This is a genomic window from Trinickia violacea, assembly GCF_005280735.1.
Taxonomy (GTDB): Bacteria; Pseudomonadota; Gammaproteobacteria; order Burkholderiales; family Burkholderiaceae; genus Trinickia_A; species Trinickia_A violacea.
In genome coordinates, this window is record NZ_CP040078.1 from 1,957,103 (window position 1) to 1,973,233 (window position 16,131).

The following is a 16,131-nucleotide window of genomic DNA, read 5'->3' on the forward strand; positions in this document are numbered from 1 at the left end:
GCGCGCCGGGTGCGGCGCGCATCCTCCGAGCGGTTGGGTTATGCCGTCACGCCGGCGGGCGGCGCCGACTTGTGCAGCAGCACCGGAATCGATTTCGAGGTCGGCGTATTGCACACGTCGCCGACGCTCGAGAGCGGCACGAGCGGATTGGTCTCCGGATAGTACGAACCGATGCAGCCGCGCGGGATGTCGTATTCGACGAGCAGGAACGAATCGGCGCGGCGCTCGATGCCGTCGTTCCACACCGTCGTCATGTCCACCCAGTCGCCGTGCTGGAAGCCGAGCATCTCGAGATCCGCCGCGTTGATGAACACGACGCGGCGCTGGCCGAACACGCCGCGATAGCGGTCGTTAAGCGCGTAGATCGTCGTGTTGTATTGGTCGTGCGAGCGGGTCGTCATCAGCGTCATCACGCGTTCGCCATGCTGTTTTTTCGCGCGGCGAATCGGCGTGTCTTCCTCGATCCGGTGCACGATGAAGTTCGCTTTGCCGGTCTCGGTCTTCCAATCGCGTTCGCGCGAAGCGACGCGCAGATGAAAGCCGCCGGGATGGCCGATGCGTTCGTTGTAGTTGTCGAAGCCCTCGATCGTTTGCTCGATCGCATCGCGTACGCGCGAGTAATCGCGCGCATAGCCGAGCCAATCGACCTTGCCGCTGCCGAGCGTCGCGTGCGCGATGTTCGCGACGATCGCGGTCTCCGACATCAGGTTCTTCGACGCCGGCGCGTTCATGCCATACGAGATGTGCACCATGCTCATCGAATCCTCGACGGTCACGCCCTGCGCGACGCCGCCTTGGAGATCGATTTCGGTGCGGCCGAGCGTCGGCAGGATCAGCGCGTCCTTGCCGTGCACCAGATGGCTGCGATTGAGCTTGGTGGTGATGTGCACCGTCAGGTCGCATGCGCGCAGCGCATCCCAGGTGCGCGGCGTATCGGGCGTCGCGATCGAGAAATTGCCGCCCAAGCCGAGGAACACCTTGATATGGCCTTCGAGCATCGCTTCGATCGTCTCGACCACGTCGTAGCCATGCTCGCGCGGCGGCTCGAAATCGAAGACTTTGCCGAGACGGTCGAGAAACGCCTGCGCCGGCTTTTCTTCGATGCCGACGGTGCGGTTGCCCTGCACGTTCGAGTGGCCGCGAACCGGGCACAGGCCCGCGCCTTCGCGGCCGATATTGCCGCGCATCATCATCAGGTTCGACAGCATGTGCACGGTCTGCACCGAGTTCTTGTGCTGCGTGATGCCCATGCCCCAGGTTGCGATCACGCGGCGGCCGTTGCTGTAGATCCGCGCGAGGTTCTCGATGTCTTCGCGCGCCACGCCCGATTCCGCTTCGAGCGCGGGCCAGCTTTCCGCGCGGAGGTCGGCGGCGAACGCGTCGAAGCCCGAGGTGTGCTCGTCGATGAACGCGACGTCGAGTATGCGTTCGTGGCCGGCCGCGACCGCTTGGTCGTCGAGTTCGAGCACGCGCTTGGCGACGCCCTTGAGCAGCGCGAAATCGCCGCCGAGCTTTGGCTGAATGAACGTGGTCGCGATCTTCGTGCTCGACATCGTCAGCATCTCGACCGGGCTTTGCGGGTCGGCGAAGCGTTGGAGTCCGCGCTCGCGCAGCGGATTGATCGAGACGATGGCCGCGCCGCGCTTCGAGACTTCACGCAGCTCGCCGAGCATGCGCGGGTGGTTCGTCGCCGGGTTCTGGCCGAAGATCAGGATCGTGTCGCAGTGCTCGAAGTCGTCGAGCGTCACCGTGCCCTTGCCGATGCCGACCGTCGTCGGCAGGCCGCGGCTCGTCGCCTCGTGGCACATGTTCGAGCAGTCGGGGAAGTTGTTGGTCCCGACCATCCGCACGAACAGCTGATAGAGGAACGCGGCTTCGTTGCTTGCGCGGCCCGAGGTGTAGAACGCGGCCTCGTTGGCGTTGCCGAGCGCCTTCAAATGCTTCGCGATCAGCGCGAACGCGGCGTCCCAGGCAATCGGCTCGTACTTGTCGGTGAGCGCGTTGTAGACCAGCGGGTCCGTCAGGCGGCCGTGCTGCTCGAGCTCGTAGTCGGTTTCCTTCATCAGCGCGTCGACGGTGTGCTCGGCGAAAAACGCGGGCGTGACGCGCTTGGACGTCGCCTCGGCGGCGACCGCCTTTACGCCGTTCTCGCAGAACTCGAACGTCGAGGCATGCTGCTTGTCCGGCCACGCGCAGCCTGGGCAATCGAAACCGTCGGGCTGGTTCTGCTTGAACAGCGTCTTGTAGTTGCCGCCCGCGACACGCTCCTTGACCAGATTGATCGCGACTTGCTTGATCGCCCCCCAGCCGGCGGCGGGATGATGGTAGGGCTCGATGCGCCCTTGCGGCTTGTTGGGTTTGTCCACGGTGTCGGCTCCGGTTTTCTCGCGCCTGGCAGCGAAATGGTGTCGAGGGATTGATTTAGCGCAAGGTTAAGGCACTTTGAAGACGCGCTGAGCGCACACATTCGCAGTGCGTGGAAGAGTACAGTTTTGATACGATCCATTGATCATTGGAAACTGTGCTCCACAAGCTTTCGATTGGCTGTCGGAGGCGGGGCATGACGACGAAACAGCACTCGACGGGGGACTCGGTGAAGCTTTACGAAAGGCTTGCGAGGGAAATCGAGGATCTGATCGCTCAGGGCGTGTTTCGCCACGGCGATCGCATCCCGTCGGTCCGGCAGGCCAGCCAGCATCGGCAGATCAGCATCACGACGGTGCTGCACGCGTACATGCTGCTCGAAAGCAAGGGGATCATCGAAAGCCGGCCACAGTCCGGCTATTTCGTGCGGTTGCCCGCGAGCATGGGCGGCAACACCGGCGGCAAGATCGAGACCGAGCTGCGCACGTCGGAGCCGATCGCCGTCTCGGCGCAGGTCGACGTGAGCCGGCTCGTGCTGTCGACGCTGCGCTCGATCGGCAGCGGCTCGGCCATCCCGCTCGGCTCGCCATACCCCGACCCGAAGCTCTTTCCGTCCGACAAAATCAGCCGTTACGGCTCGGCGATCGTGCGCCGCAAATCGCAATGGGGCGTCACCGACGAGCTGCCGCCCGGCAATCCCGAACTGATCCGGCAAATCACGCGGCGCTATTTGGAAAACGGCGAGCCGGTCGATCCGAACGAGATCGTCGTGACCGTCGGCGCGACCGAGGCGCTCAACCTCTGCTTGCAGGCGGTCGCGAAACCGGGGGACACGGTGGCCGTCGAGTCGCCGACGTACTACGCGATGCTGCACGCGATCGAACGGATGGGCATGCGGGCGATCGAGGTCGCGACGCATCCGAGCGAAGGCATCGATCTCGGCGCGCTGTCGTCGATCCTGGACACCACGCGCATCGCGGCCTGCATGGTGATGCCGAATTTCCAGAATCCGCTCGGGTTTCAGATGCCCGAGGAGAAGAAACGGGAACTGGTCGAACTGCTCGCGCGGCACCACGTGCCGCTCATCGAGAGCGACGTCTACCACGAGCTGTATTTCGGCGAATCGCATCCGCGCTCGTTGAAATCGTTCGACACGCACGGGCTCGTGCTGCACTGCGCGTCGTTTTCGAAGAGCCTGACTTCGGCTTACCGCATCGGCTGGGCGATGGCCGGGCGCTTTCACGAGCAGGTCGAAAAGCTTAAATTCCTCAATACGCTGACCACCCCTTCGATTCCTCAGCTCGCCATTGCCGAGTACCTGAAGAACGACGGCTACGAGCATCACTTGCGGCGTGTGCGCAAGGTGTACGCGCAACAGGCGAACCTGATGACGGCCACCGTCAAGCGCTTTTTTCCGGAGGGCACGCGGACCTCGCACCCGATGGGCGGTTACGTCCTCTGGGTGGAGCTGCCGCCGGCTGTCGATTCGATGCGGCTGTACCAGCTCGCGCTCGACAACGGCATCACGATCGGCCCCGGCTATATGTTCTCGGCGGCGAACAGCTACCGCAATTTCATTCGCCTGAACTACAGCTACACGTGGTCGCCCGAAATCGAAGGGGCCTTGATCACGCTCGGCAAGCTCGTGGCGGCTTGCATGGCGGTGAGCCGCGCCTAGAATCAAAGCGACGTTGGTTCTCACCGCTCGTCCCAGTCCGACTATGACCCATTCGCTCAGAAACCGGCTCGTCCTCGCGCTTTGCATCCTGGTCACGGTGGTGGGCGTGGTCCAGGGCATCAGTTCGTTCAGGTTGTCGGAAGAGGGCATGCGCGCGCTGCTCGATCTGCGCCTCGAACAAGTGGCGAACCGGATGCGCAACGGCTACATCGAGGCGCTTCCGGCGTTCCCGTCGCGCGGCTCGCAGCCGCCGCGCGATATCGTCGTGACGATCTGGAAGGGCGATGCGGACGCGCCGTACCGCTCGACCGATCCGGCGCTCAGACTGCCGCGCGACGCGCCCTCCGGATTCGTCACCAACCTGGTCGGCGGGGAGCCGTGGCGCATCTATACGCTGCGCGAAACGTCGCTCGTCATTCAAGTCGCTCAGCGCTCGAGTGTGCGCCACGAGCTGGCCGAAGAGCAGGCGCTCAATACGCTGTGGCCCATCGCGATTCTCGTGCCGCTCGTCTGCTTCGCCGTGGTGGTGGTCGTCGATCGCTCGTTTGACCGATTGACTCGGCTCGGCGCCGAAGTGCAGTCGATCGATGCCGGCAATCTGCAATCTCTGCCGACGGCCGGCGTGCCGCTCGAACTGCTGCCGTTCATCGATTCGATCAACCGCATGATCCGGCGGCTCGCGCGCTCGATCGAGGTCGAGCGCAAGTTCATCTCGGACGCCGCGCATGAACTCAGAACGCCGCTGACGGCGCTTCAATTGCAAGCCGACAACCTCCAGCGCGACATCGCACCGGGCAACCAAGAGCGTTTCCAGGAGTTGCGCAAGGGCATTGCGCGCAGCGGCGGTCTGATCTCGCAGCTGTTGCGGCTGGCGCGCGCGGACGCGTCGTTGGAAGCGGGCGCGCTCGAACGCGTGGACGTCTCGACGGTCGTCGTCGACGCGGTCGCGGAAGTGCTGCCGATTGCGGCGGCGCGCAGCATCGACATCGGCGCCGAGGAAATGACGAGCGCTTACGTGCAGGCGATCAAGGCGGATGTCGGCGTGGCGCTCAGAAACCTCGTGAGCAACGCGATTCGCTACACGCCCGATGGCGGCAAGATCGATTTGAGCCTGCAGGTGCGTGACGATCTGGTGTGGGTCGAAGTGACGGACACAGGGCCAGGTATCGCGGAAGATTTGCTGCCGCGCGTATTCGACCGGTTTTTCCGCGCCAACTTCGATATCGAAGGCAGCGGGCTCGGGCTATCGATCGTCAAGGCGATCGCGAACAAGTACGGCGGGACGACGACGCTGCGCAATCGCAACGACGGTCAAACGGGGATCGTCGCCTCGATCAGTTTTCGTCAGGCGCACGACTATGCGCCGGTTCGAGCATTGGACGCGGCGCATTCTTGAGCGCGCCTGTCAGCACTTCGGCGCGCTGCTCAGCATCACGGTCCAGCCGAGACCGCGCACATTCGTGATGACCGATCCGCCGAATTTCTTGCGCACCGAGTGGATGATGACGTCGATCGCATTGCTTTCGACTTCTTTACCCCAGCCATACAAGCGGTCTTCGAGCTGGTCGCGCGACAGGATGGTGCCTGGGCGCTCGAGAAAAGCGTGCATCAGCGCGAATTCCTTCGCGGACAACATCGACGTGACGCCGTTGCAAGTCAGCGTGCGTTTGTCGAGGTCGAGCGCGAGCGCGTCGTCGCCGAGCCGGGACACGGCGTAGCCTGCTTTGCGCCGCAGCACCGCGCGGATGCGCGCGAGCAATTCGGGGACTTGGAATGGCTTGAGGACGTAGTCGTCGGCGCCGAGGTCGAGGCCCTCGACGCGCGTATCCAGGGCGTCCTGCGCGGTCAGGATCAACACCGGCACGCGATTGCCGGCGGCGCGCGCCGCTCTGAGCACGTCGATGCCGCTCATGCCGGGCAGGCCGAGATCGAGCAGCACGACCGTGTATTCCGCGGCTTCCAGTGCGTGCCGGCCCGCCGTGCCTTCGCGCACCCAATCGACGCTGTAGTTCGCGTCTTTCAGCGCGCGCAGCAGGCTCTGTCCGATTTGCAGATCGTCTTCAACCAGCAGGACTCTCATGATTCGTGGACGCCATACCCGGAAATGGTGGATGCGTCCCGGGGACGCGACATTAATCATAGTTGACCGGCCTCCTGAGCGGATGCCCAAAAGGGGCCTCGCGAGGCCCCTTTTTTAGCGACGAATCCGCCCGTCAGGCGTGAGCGCTGCCGAGCCGGTGGCTGAGCCGCTCCAGCATATCGGCGACGCCCATACCCGCCGGCAAGTCGGAGATGTAGCCGTTGCGGCGCGCAACGCACGCTCTGACCGCTTGCCTGGCATTCGATACGGTGTGCGGCGTGACGCGCGCGTGCCGCATGATGCCGAGATCGTTGTCGCCGTCGCCGAAGTAGTGGATGACGGCGGCGGGCGGCAAATACTGCACGAGGTTGGCTTTGTCGATCGTCGTCGGTATGACGTCGATCGCGCCGTCGTGCTCCGGATGCACGTAGACGTTCAGCGCGAGATCGTGCCGCCAGATGAAGCGCGCGATGATGTCCTTGGCGTCGTGCACTTCCTTGTCGAACTGTCTCGACCAGATCGAGCGTTTGACTTCCGGCTTGCCCGGCGGCAGATCCATCAAGTCGAGCGAGCGGGCGAAGTATTCGAGGTCCCGGTGCTTGGGGGCGACGGTCTCGAACGCGTGTTCCGGAATCACGATGTGCCCGCCGTTTTCGCAGCAATACATCCACGGCGTCAGCTTCAGTTCGGCGCAGCGGTGCCGCAGGACGTCATAGCTCTTGCCGGACGCGATGAAGAGCCGGACGCCTTCGTCCTGCAGCTCGTGCAGACGTTCGCTGAGCTCGGCGGGCGGCGGCAGGCCGGGAAGCTCGAGGGTCCCGGTGCGGTCCAGTCCGATGTACACGTTATGCATGTTGAACTCCTTCAAAAGCCTGTTGGACACGGGGTGGAAAGTAATGCGGGGCCATCTGCGCGGGCGCCGGTTCCGCTTCGTGCCTGCGGCCGAGGCTCAGGCGCGACAGGAGCTGGTCCGACGCATTCATCGCGAACGACGGCTTGCCGGGCAACACGCACAGCACATCTTCGGCGACTTCTTCGACGAAGCTGCGGCTGCCGCGCGATCCCTTGCCCATTGCGGCGCTTTCGGTTTCGAGCGTCGTGTAGATGCCGCGCACCCGTCCGGCTTCACTCAAGCCCGGCAGCGTTGCGCGCAGCATATCGAGCTGCTTTTCGAGCCGCTCGATATCGATGCTATGGTTCCTTTCGGTCCGAATCGGGCTCGCGCCGTGCGTGTACAGCAGCACGGTCGAGCCGTCCGCCGTGTATTGCGGCGCGATCGACATCTGCGCATCGGGCACCACGATGCTTCCGTTGGCGACGGCGCCGCGCATCGTGAGCACTTGGCACACCCGCGTTTGCGTCGTCACGCTGGCATCCACGCCGGGAATGCCGCTCAGCACTCTGGACGTGTTGGCTCCGGCGCAGACGATGAGCGTCTTCGACGTGATCAACTGGTCGCCCGCAAAGAGGCGATACCCCTGCCAGCAACGGCTGATGTGCCGGATCGTGCCGCACCGGAGCAAATCGCGATTCGCCTGGCGCAGCTTGGCGACGAGTTCGCGACCATCGAACAACATGTGCGGAAACGAAAACACTTCCTTCAGGCGATGTCCGCTCAAGAGCCCGGTCTTGGCCGAGGTCTGGGTATAGGGGATGTCGAGCGCGTCCCAGGTTTGGGTCCAGCGGCTGCTGTCGCCGACGAAGCCGACATGGGACTCGGTCGAGCGAACCCGCACGCCAAGCCGCCGAATCATGTTTTGCCAGCTCGGGTAGGTGTCGCGAAGCTGGCCCGTCAATTCGCGCTCGGCGTAGAAGTGTCCGCGGTGAACGTAGAACGGCAAGCGGTGCGTCTGGCCTTCGCCGGAGTGCGTTTCGGGTTCGACGCAGCAGACGTTCAAGCCGAGCGCGCGCATTCTGTCCAAAAGAACCAGCGCTTGGACGCCGGTGCCGATAATGACGTAGTGGTAATTCATGACGGTTTCCATCTCCTCTCGATAGTGCAAAGCAAAGCCGTCCGCAGGGGCAGGGTGGCTTGCGATTTCGGTCTCATGCGATCGATCACGAAAATCATTCGCTATCGATTCGGATAACGAATGATTCCGTTCTCAAGGGTTTCCTTCAGCGTTCGGGCCACATCGCGCAATGCGTCATGGCGACGGGTGGACTATAAAAGGACGCGCCGAATTAGTCTGTTGGAAAAGTATGTCGCGCGGTTTCAGCGCGATCTTGGGGACAGGGTCTGTTATTCGTGAAAACGCGTGCACACGCGTGCGAGCCCGTGTGCGCATGCGAAGCGGCCCTGGCGACGCCGGTTCGTTAGAACGGGTAGCCTTTCGAGTCGACTTCGCGCATGCGGCGTTCGAGGTCGCCGAGATCGGACGACGACGCGAGGTAGTCGTCGCGGCGGCGGCGTTCCGCGCGTTCGAAGAAGTGGCCGAGATGATGAAGAAGGAATGCAAACATGGTGTGCTCCATTAATTCGATTGAATGCGCGGCGTGCGCGATGGTGTGTTCTCGCAGCCGCGGCGGATCTAACAACGGGCACTAGCGCATGAGTGCAGAGGGCTTGCTGATGTTTCGGTGGCGCTCGGCTCGTCGATGAAGATGAATCGTACGGGCCGGAAATTAGCCAAGAATGAGGAGAATGAGGCCGAGTGATCTGAGGAATGCGGCTAAGAAGAAGGCATTCCGAAAGTGTTCACGCTTTCTGCCAAAAGCGCGTGACGGCCGGATGGATTTCGTTGCGCCACCGTGGGCCCGTGAACAGGCCATAATGATCGCAGTCCGCAATCGTGAGCCCTAGCCGCTTGCTGTCGGCGATGCCGCTGCACAGCGCTTGCGCCGCATGCGTCTGCTGCGCGCCGGTGATGGTGTCGTGCGTGCCCTCCACGGTGCAGAGCGCGATCGACGATAGCGCCTGCGGACGCACCTCGCGCCCGTCGACCTTCCACGTGCCGCGCGCCAACTGCTGTTCGTGGAAGATCACCTGCAGCGTGTCGAGAAAGTAATGCTCGTCCATGTCGAGCACGGCCGCGTATTCGCCCATTTGCCGAAGACTGCGCGCGATGCCCTCCGCATCGGCCGCGGCCTGGCTCGACCAGTAGTCCGCTTCGAGTTGCCACTTGTGGCGCGGGTACGCCGCGGCGATGGCGGCCTGCTGGTAATAGCCTGGATATACGCGGCGGCCGGCGCCCGCGTAGGGCGGCGGAACGGTATCGATGAGCGTGCGGCGGAACCACTCGACGCTGTGCGATTGCGCGAAGCGGGCGAGGCCGGTCGGGTTGAGGCGCGTATCGATGGGGCCGCCCATCAGCGTAAGGCTCGCGGCGGGCACGTCGCCAACGCTTGCGAGGAGCGCAAGGGCGGCGAGCGTGGGCGCCGTCGCCTGGCACACGGCGACGACATGAATGCGCTCGCTGCCGATCTTGCGCAGGAAGCGCTCGACGAGGAGTACGTTGTCGTCGAGGCCGAAAGCGCCGGCTGAAAGCGGCACGTCGCGGGCGTCGACCCAGTCGGTCAGATAGACGTCGCCGTCCTGAAGCAGCGCTTCGACGGTCTCGCGCAGCATGACCGCGTGGTGCCCCGCGAGCGGCGCGCAGATCAGGATGTCGAGCGGCTTACGGCGGCGCGTGCGGGGCACGCTGTCCACCTCGCGCGCAAAGTGCCGGAGCACGCAGAACGGCGTGCTGTCGGCGATGCGCTCGGCTACCGGTATCGCGCGCGAGCCGATCGTCACTGACTCGATGCCGAACGGAGGCACTTCGGCCGGTTGGGGTTGCAGCAGGGTGGAGAGCCAGTCCGAGCCGAGGAGCGCGGGCCAGCTGCCCCACGCGCCCGCGCCGAACGCGGCCCATGCGCCGGCCGTGCGGATCAAGTTGCGTTGCGCTTCCACCCATGCGTACCACATGGCGGCTCCGGTCCCATCGAAAGCTAAGAAGGCGTGCCCGCTCGATTTCATGAGCGGACGCGCAATGACGTCGGGCTCTTATTTTCCGCAGCAAATAACACGTTCGCAATATTCGCTTTGCACGGCGTGCTTCGATCTGCCACCTGGGTGCGCGTGAATTGGCTGTGTCAGAACTCATAGTCGACAGACACGGAAACCTCAACTCCCGCCGCGCGTTGCGTAATCGGGCTATGTGCCGCGGACCCGACCAATTGTTGAAGCGCCGTGACGGTGTTCACGATCCAGTGCTTGGCCGGCAGCCACGTCGCGCTGACGCCGAGCCCGTACGATTTCACGCCGGCCGAGGCCCGATATTGCGGATAGCGCGAGTGCGCCGCTTGCGTCGCGTTCACGCCGAACCAGCTGTTCATGTAGGTCGAGTCCGCAAACGTCACGGACGGCCCCGCGAACCAGAAGAACGTCTCCGAGCTGCCGGGCAGGGGCAAGTAGGCGCCGATGTCGCCGATCCAGCCATCGGCGCCGCCTAGGTTGCGGCGAATATCGGCGCGGATGTCGAGCGGGAATGTCTTCGAGATCACATAGTCGCCGAACAGCTTCAGCACGGGCGCCGGGTTGATGTTACCGAGGCCGTAGAGATGCTCGTAGTCGGTCTGCTCGCGGCGGCCCAGATCGTAGGTGACGGCGAAGGCGAGACGCCAGTTCCGGCCGCTCAGGAAATTGACGCCCGCGCCGTCGCCGGTCGAAAGAAAGAAGAGGTTGCGGTAGCGGATATCGATGCTCGGGCCGGCCAGCACACGGTAGCGCGAGGAGCCGTCATAGAACGGCTGGAACGCCATGCCGGCCCCGACGCGGACGCTCCACGCGGGCGTCTCCGGCTCGTACACCTGCTCGAGCGTGATGCCTGCCGAGTACTGCCACTCGGCGAGCGGCGACGGTGTCTGCGCAATCGCGGCAGTGGGCGACGTCACGCCGATGACGGCAAGGGCGGCCACGGGTCGCATGTTCATCGATGGGCTCCTCTTGGATCGCGATCGATTTCGGGATGCGGGGGGCAAGTCGGTGCAGCACAGCATAACGTAACGTTGCCGCAATGCGGCAAGCCGATTCGAGCGGCCGCTTGTCGCCGTACGGATAGGCGTCGCGTGATGCAATGGCCGTGCCCGCCTTGTTGCCGGGGCTTGCGGCCACGCAAACTGGCACCCGCTCCGCCCGTTTTCTAAACTGGATGTTGCACTGTCATGTGCCGACCCGAGGACCGGCATGCGCATCGCGCGAATCCCGACCCCTTTGCGGTCGATCGGCCCGGCCACTCACCGGCATGAATTCACCACCATGACGAGGGCTAGATGAGCAATCTTTCGCAGGGCGACAACTGGCGAGACATCGCCGCCACGCTGGGACACTATTTCGAGTCGCGTTCCATCCCCTTTCACATCGAAGAGCGCGCCAACGGCACGTTGCACATCGGCTTCGAATCGGCGGGCCATCCGGCGACGGTGACGGTCTCGTTCGACGAGAGCGCGTATCGCGACCTGGAGCGTTTCGACGACGAAGCCAAACGCCGGGCGCTTTCGCGCATCGAATCCGAATTCGCGCGGCTGATGAACCGGGGCGGGCCGTCCGCGCTAGCGGGCGAGTTTCGTATCCATCGCGTGTGAGCCGGCACAAAGCACGAAATCGCGGTGGCGCAAGGGGGGCGCCGCCGCGTCCGGAGCGCACGCGCAGCAAAGCACCTTACAAAATTGTTGCTAGTGAGAATGGTTCTCATTATGATTGCGGCTTGATGTCCAACCCGTGATCGTTCAAGCGAAGTGACAGGCGATAGCAGCCCGCTTGGCGTCAAGAACAAGAAGTTGCCGCCATGAGACCGCTGCTCGTCAAACTGCACCGCTGGTTCGGAATCGGCATTGCACTGTTCCTGTTCATGTCCGGCCTGACGGGGGCCGTCATTGCGTGGGATCACGAGCTCGATGCCGCGTTGAATCCCGGCTTCTATCACGCGCGCAGCAACGGCCCCGAGCTGCCGCCGCTCGAATTGGCCCGTCGCGTCGAAGCGGCCGATCCGCGCTTGCGCGTCACGTACTTGCCGCTTGGCGTCGAACCGGGGCACGCGCTTCAGATGCGGGTGGAGGGCAGGATCGATCCCGCCACGAACGCGCCTTACGACCTCGGCTTCAACCAGCTCTCGATCGATCCGGCCACGGGCGCGATCCAGGGGCGCCGGGAGTGGGGCGCGCCATCGTTGTCGCGGCTCAATGTGTTGCCGTTTCTCTATCAGCTTCACTACACGCTGTACCTGCCCTGGATGGTGGGCGGCCTGTCGACTGGCGTGTGGCTGCTCGGCGTCGTCGCGATCGTGTGGCTGTTCGACAGCCTGATCGCGCTGGTGCTCGCGTTTCCGAGCGCGAAGTCGTGGCGCAAGTCGCTCGTGTTTCGCGTCAAGCGCGGCGGCTATCCGCTCACGTTCGACTTGCACCGCTCGGGCGGCGTATGGGTGTGGGGTCTGCTGCTCGTCATTGCGACCACGTCGGTTTCGATGAATCTGCCGGCCCAGGTGATGCGGCCGGTCGTGTCGCTGTTTTCGACGCTGACGCCGTCGCCGTTCTACGACGCCGGCAAGCTGCCGATACCCAAGCCCGGCAGTGCCGCGCTGCCGCGCGAACGCATCGTCGAGCTGGCGCGAGAAGCGGGGCGGGGGGCGCAGCTTGCCGCCGCGCCCGGGGCGATCTACTTTGCGTCGGCGCTCAATGTGTATGCTGTCGGCTACTTCGCGCCGGGCGGCGACGAAGGCGAAAGTCCTCTTGGCAATCCTTGGATCTATTGGAACGGGGCGACGGGCGAGCGCATCGCGTCGAACCTTCCCGGGCGCGGCAGCGCGGGCGATCTGTTCATGGAGGCGCAATTCCCGCTGCATTCGGGCCGCATCGGCGGCCTGGCGGGGCGGATTGCGGTCAGCTTCATGGGCGTGACGGTCGCGCTCCTGAGCGTGACGGGGCTCGTGATCTGGCTGAAAAAACGGCGCGCGCGGCGCAAGATCGGCCGCGCGCTTCAGCTGCCGTCGCGATTCGTATAGTGCGCAACGAGCGCAAGCGCGGCCGCAAACTTGAGCACGCAATCGACCAGCGACAGATAGAAGCCGGTTCGCAGCACGTTGTATTCGAGCGGCAAGTCGAGCCCGATCGCGATCACGCTGACTGCGCAGACGAACGTGAACAACACGCGCGCACCGCGCACGCCGCGCAGCGTGCACACGACGAGCACGACCAGCAGCGCCTTCGAAAACAGCAGCGCGAGCGTTTGCGCGACGCCGAAGCTGCCGTGCACTTCCCATGGAATCACGACGAACGACCAGACGCACACGCCGATGACGAGCGCGCGCGTCATCGGGCCCAGCCGGCGCGCGCGTCGGCGCGCTCCCGCCGGGTGGCCGGGTGCGTCGAGAGGGCTGGCGTCTTGGGCGGGTAAATGCTGGCGCTCGGCGTGTCCGGCCGCGTGGTCGCCGAATTCGCGTCCGTTCATACGAGGGCTTTCCGTTGAGGAAGGCGCGTGCCATGCCGCGATTGCGTTGCTTGGTCCCCGTGCGTTCTACTCAAACTATACGGCCAACAAAACACCGCTTAATGACATTTTTGTTGAGCTAACGACTTATAGGGATTTCCGCAAAAGGCCCATTTGTCTGCGGAGTGCGGGGGCGTGTACGACGCTGCGTGAGGATGCCATATCAGGCGATGGCAGAAGGCGTCGTGCGGTTGGCAGGGTTTGGCGGGCAACGGCGATTGCTCCGAGCGTGGCGTGAAACGACACTCGATCTCAACGGCGCGCGTCGCGAATTCCGGGCAAAAGCCGGTTCGCGGGCGCGCCGCCCCGATCGACTCACACGACCCGACCCGACCTGGAGAACCCCATGACCACGACCATCGCCGGCATCAAGATCCCCGACAGCCAACTCGCGCGCGCCGCCACCGAATTGGTGCGCGACACCGAACCGGACCTGCTGTACAACCATTCGCGCCGCGTGTTCCTGTTCGGCGCGCTCGCGGGCGAGCGCAAGCACCTCGATTACGATCCCGAGCTGCTCTATATCGGCGCGATGTTCCATGACATGGGGCTCGTCGATGCCTACAGCAGCAAGACGAATCGCTTCGAAGTCGACGGCGCGAACGCGGCGCGCGACTTTCTCGTGCAATACGGCGTGAACGAATACGACATCGAGCAGGTGTGGACGTCGATCGCGTTGCACACGACGCCGGGGGTGCCGGAGCATATGAAGCCGGTGGTGGCGCTCGTCACGGCCGGTGTCGAGATGGACGTGCTGGGGCTCGCGTATCACGAGTTCACCGACGAGCAGCGCATTCAAGTCGTCGCGGCGCATCCTCGCGAACGGGACTTCAAGAACGACATCATCGACGCGTTCGCACACGGCACGATCAAAAAGCCCGAGTCCACCTTCGGCAACGTGAAGGCCGACGTGCTCGCGCTGCGCGATCCGGAATACAAGCGGCTGAACTTCTGCCAGATCATCCTGGGCTCGGCGTGGGACGACAGCCAGAGCCACGTTCATCACGCTGGTTGCGCGTGCAACGAATCGGCGGCGGCGTAGCGCAAGGGCGCGGCGCCGGGCTGTATCGATACGATCAGCCCGGCGTCGCCGCGGTCACTTGCGCATAGACGTCATGCGACAGCTGCAGCAGCGTCGCACGGTCCATGCCGCCCGAGATCGCATAGCCGAAGTTGCCGTCCACCCAATAGAACACGTTGACCGAGCCGTCCTGATACAGCTTGAACGCGGTGGTGTTCGAACTGACTTTCCGGTGCGAAATGCACAGCGTGATGCGCTCGTTCTTGCCGTCGCGGTACCAGAACTGCGCGACGGAGCCATCGTTGCCGTTGAATACGCGTCCCCCCATCAGCTCGAGCCCGCTCTTCGTGAGGTTGGGCGGACGCACGTCCGTACCGAGCTTGTTCGCGAGCACCTGCACGAATTCCTGTTCCTGGTCCGCGCTCATCATGGTGGCGGGACGGTAGACGGACGGCATGTAGACCACGTGCGCGAACGCGGCCTGGCGCGCGAGCGGATCGGCGTTTTGATAGCTGACGGTGTGCGTGTTGCCGCCATCGGCCGACATTTGCGCGACCGTATCCCTGCCGACGTTCGTGCCGACGCCGATGCCCACGCCGATCACGAGCGCCGCCGCGAGGCCCGCGAATTGCGGCCAGTTCGCGGCTTTCAGCCAGCGGCGCGGCATGGGCGTCTGCAGACGCTTGGGCACGGGCTCGCTGAGCACGCGGTCGTAGCGGTCATGGAACATGCTGTTGAGCGAGAAATAGTCGCTCACGCGCGCCGCGAGATCGGGATTCCGTTCGAGCGCTTCCTCGACCACGCGACGCCGCTCCTCGGACAGCGTCCCGTCCACGTAGGCGTGGATGTCTTCTTCTTCGATCGGAGTGTATTGGTCGCTCATCGCACCACCTGTAGTTTTGCGCCGGGCTGCGTGCCCGCCATCAATGCTCTCAGCCGTTCCCGTCCGCGCGACAGCCGCGACATCACCGTGCCGATCGGAATGTCGAGCGCGAGCGCGACATCCCCATAGCTCATCTCTTCGAGCCCCACCAGCAGCACCACCTCGCGCTGCTCGGCGGGCAGCCGCTGCAGCGCGTAGTCGAGATCGCGGACTTCGAGCGTGCGCGTCGGGCTCGCCTGGACCGCGAATTCGCTCTCGGGCACTTCGTCGTCATCGACCGAGACGTGCGTGGCGCGCATCGATGCCTTGCGCGTCTGATTCACGAACACGTTGTGCATGATCGTAAAGAGCCACGCGCGCAGATCGGTGCCGGCCTGAAACCGCTCGGTCCGCCCCAAGGCGCGCTCGAGCGTGTCTTGGACGAGATCGTCGGCCAGGTCGCGATTGTTGATGAGCGCCCTCGCGTAGCGCCGCAATCGCGGCACGTGATCCATCAACTCGTTACGGATGTCCATTTGTCATATCGATCAGAGAGTGGCGGCGCGCGCCAGTGGCTGCGAACGACGGTCATACGGGAGCAAACACGCTTGAGCGCAGTTTATTCCCGATGACCTTCAGCCGGTAGCGGCGGGGTTCTCGT

At 64.1% G+C, this 16,131-nt stretch carries 15 protein-coding genes; 5 read left to right on the forward strand and 10 right to left on the reverse strand.

Annotation, left to right across the window (positions count from 1 at the left end):
* Window positions 1–38: 38 nt before the first annotated feature.
* On the reverse strand, window positions 39–2,366 hold the full coding sequence (locus tag FAZ95_RS30920) for an FdhF/YdeP family oxidoreductase (protein WP_137336228.1): 2,328 nt from the start codon (window positions 2,364–2,366) through the stop codon (window positions 39–41).
* Window positions 2,367–2,593: 227 nt separating this feature from the next.
* Between FAZ95_RS30920 and FAZ95_RS30925 the strand changes: the two genes are divergently transcribed.
* Window positions 2,594–4,042, forward strand: coding sequence for an aminotransferase-like domain-containing protein (locus FAZ95_RS30925; protein WP_137337687.1), 1,449 nt, complete (start codon window positions 2,594–2,596; stop codon window positions 4,040–4,042).
* Between the two features lie 43 nt (window positions 4,043–4,085).
* On the forward strand, window positions 4,086–5,438 hold the full coding sequence (locus tag FAZ95_RS30930) for a sensor histidine kinase (RefSeq protein ID WP_137336229.1): 1,353 nt from the start codon (window positions 4,086–4,088) through the stop codon (window positions 5,436–5,438).
* Window positions 5,439–5,447: 9 nt separating this feature from the next.
* Here the strand turns inward: FAZ95_RS30930 and FAZ95_RS30935 are convergent, their stop codons facing one another.
* The 6 genes from FAZ95_RS30935 to FAZ95_RS30960 all read right to left on the reverse strand — a co-directional run bounded on the left by FAZ95_RS30935 (window position 5,448) and on the right by FAZ95_RS30960 (window position 11,036).
* Window positions 5,448–6,122 carry a response regulator transcription factor gene (locus FAZ95_RS30935; RefSeq protein ID WP_137336230.1) on the reverse strand — a complete coding sequence of 225 codons (675 nt, stop codon included), beginning with the start codon at window positions 6,120–6,122 and terminating at the stop codon, window positions 5,448–5,450.
* Window positions 6,123–6,255: 133 nt separating this feature from the next.
* Entirely contained in the window at window positions 6,256–6,975 is a 720-nt protein-coding gene (locus FAZ95_RS30940) for an HAD family hydrolase (RefSeq protein ID WP_137336231.1), read from the reverse strand.
* The gene (locus FAZ95_RS30945) at window positions 6,968–8,095 is read right to left on the reverse strand and encodes an FAD-dependent oxidoreductase (RefSeq protein WP_137336232.1); all 1,128 of its coding nucleotides are present in this window, start codon (window positions 8,093–8,095) and stop codon (window positions 6,968–6,970) included. The genes FAZ95_RS30940 and FAZ95_RS30945 overlap by 8 nt, the downstream gene beginning before the upstream one ends.
* A 343-nt stretch (window positions 8,096–8,438) precedes the next feature.
* On the reverse strand, window positions 8,439–8,585 hold the full coding sequence (locus FAZ95_RS30950) for a DUF3563 family protein (RefSeq protein ID WP_137336233.1): 147 nt from the start codon (window positions 8,583–8,585) through the stop codon (window positions 8,439–8,441).
* Between the two features lie 235 nt (window positions 8,586–8,820).
* Window positions 8,821–10,029, reverse strand: a complete 1,209-nt coding sequence (phaZ, locus tag FAZ95_RS30955) for a polyhydroxyalkanoate depolymerase (RefSeq protein WP_137336234.1) — start codon at window positions 10,027–10,029, stop codon at window positions 8,821–8,823.
* Window positions 10,030–10,196: 167 nt separating this feature from the next.
* Window positions 10,197–11,036 carry a MipA/OmpV family protein gene (locus FAZ95_RS30960; RefSeq protein WP_437437751.1) on the reverse strand — a complete coding sequence of 280 codons (840 nt, stop codon included), beginning with the start codon at window positions 11,034–11,036 and terminating at the stop codon, window positions 10,197–10,199.
* Window positions 11,037–11,375: 339 nt separating this feature from the next.
* On the opposite strand from FAZ95_RS30960, the gene FAZ95_RS30965 reads away from it, so the two are divergent.
* Both FAZ95_RS30965 and FAZ95_RS30970 read left to right on the forward strand, forming a co-directional pair.
* The gene (locus tag FAZ95_RS30965; protein WP_137336236.1) at window positions 11,376–11,687 is read left to right on the forward strand and encodes a hypothetical protein; all 312 of its coding nucleotides are present in this window, start codon (window positions 11,376–11,378) and stop codon (window positions 11,685–11,687) included.
* Between the two features lie 203 nt (window positions 11,688–11,890).
* Window positions 11,891–13,102, forward strand: a complete 1,212-nt coding sequence (locus FAZ95_RS30970) for a PepSY-associated TM helix domain-containing protein (protein WP_137336237.1) — start codon at window positions 11,891–11,893, stop codon at window positions 13,100–13,102.
* Here FAZ95_RS30970 and FAZ95_RS30975 read toward each other — a convergent pair.
* A complete protein-coding gene (locus FAZ95_RS30975; protein WP_137336238.1) occupies window positions 13,078–13,548 on the reverse strand; it encodes a hypothetical protein in 471 nt (156 codons plus the stop codon). The genes FAZ95_RS30970 and FAZ95_RS30975 overlap by 25 nt on opposite strands.
* Before the next feature lie 385 nt (window positions 13,549–13,933).
* Here FAZ95_RS30975 and FAZ95_RS30980 point away from each other — a divergent pair, with 385 nt between their 5' ends.
* Window positions 13,934–14,629 (forward strand): HD domain-containing protein, encoded by a 696-nt coding sequence (locus FAZ95_RS30980; protein WP_137336239.1) that lies wholly within the window; start codon window positions 13,934–13,936, stop codon window positions 14,627–14,629.
* Between the two features lie 34 nt (window positions 14,630–14,663).
* Here the strand turns inward: FAZ95_RS30980 and FAZ95_RS30985 are convergent, their stop codons facing one another.
* Both FAZ95_RS30985 and FAZ95_RS30990 read right to left on the reverse strand, forming a co-directional pair.
* Window positions 14,664–15,491, reverse strand: a complete 828-nt coding sequence (locus FAZ95_RS30985; RefSeq protein ID WP_137336240.1) for an anti-sigma factor family protein — start codon at window positions 15,489–15,491, stop codon at window positions 14,664–14,666.
* Window positions 15,488–16,006 carry an RNA polymerase sigma factor gene (locus tag FAZ95_RS30990; protein WP_137336241.1) on the reverse strand — a complete coding sequence of 173 codons (519 nt, stop codon included), beginning with the start codon at window positions 16,004–16,006 and terminating at the stop codon, window positions 15,488–15,490. Before FAZ95_RS30990 ends, FAZ95_RS30985 begins: the two co-directional genes overlap by 4 nt.
* Window positions 16,007–16,131: the final 125 nt, after the last annotated feature.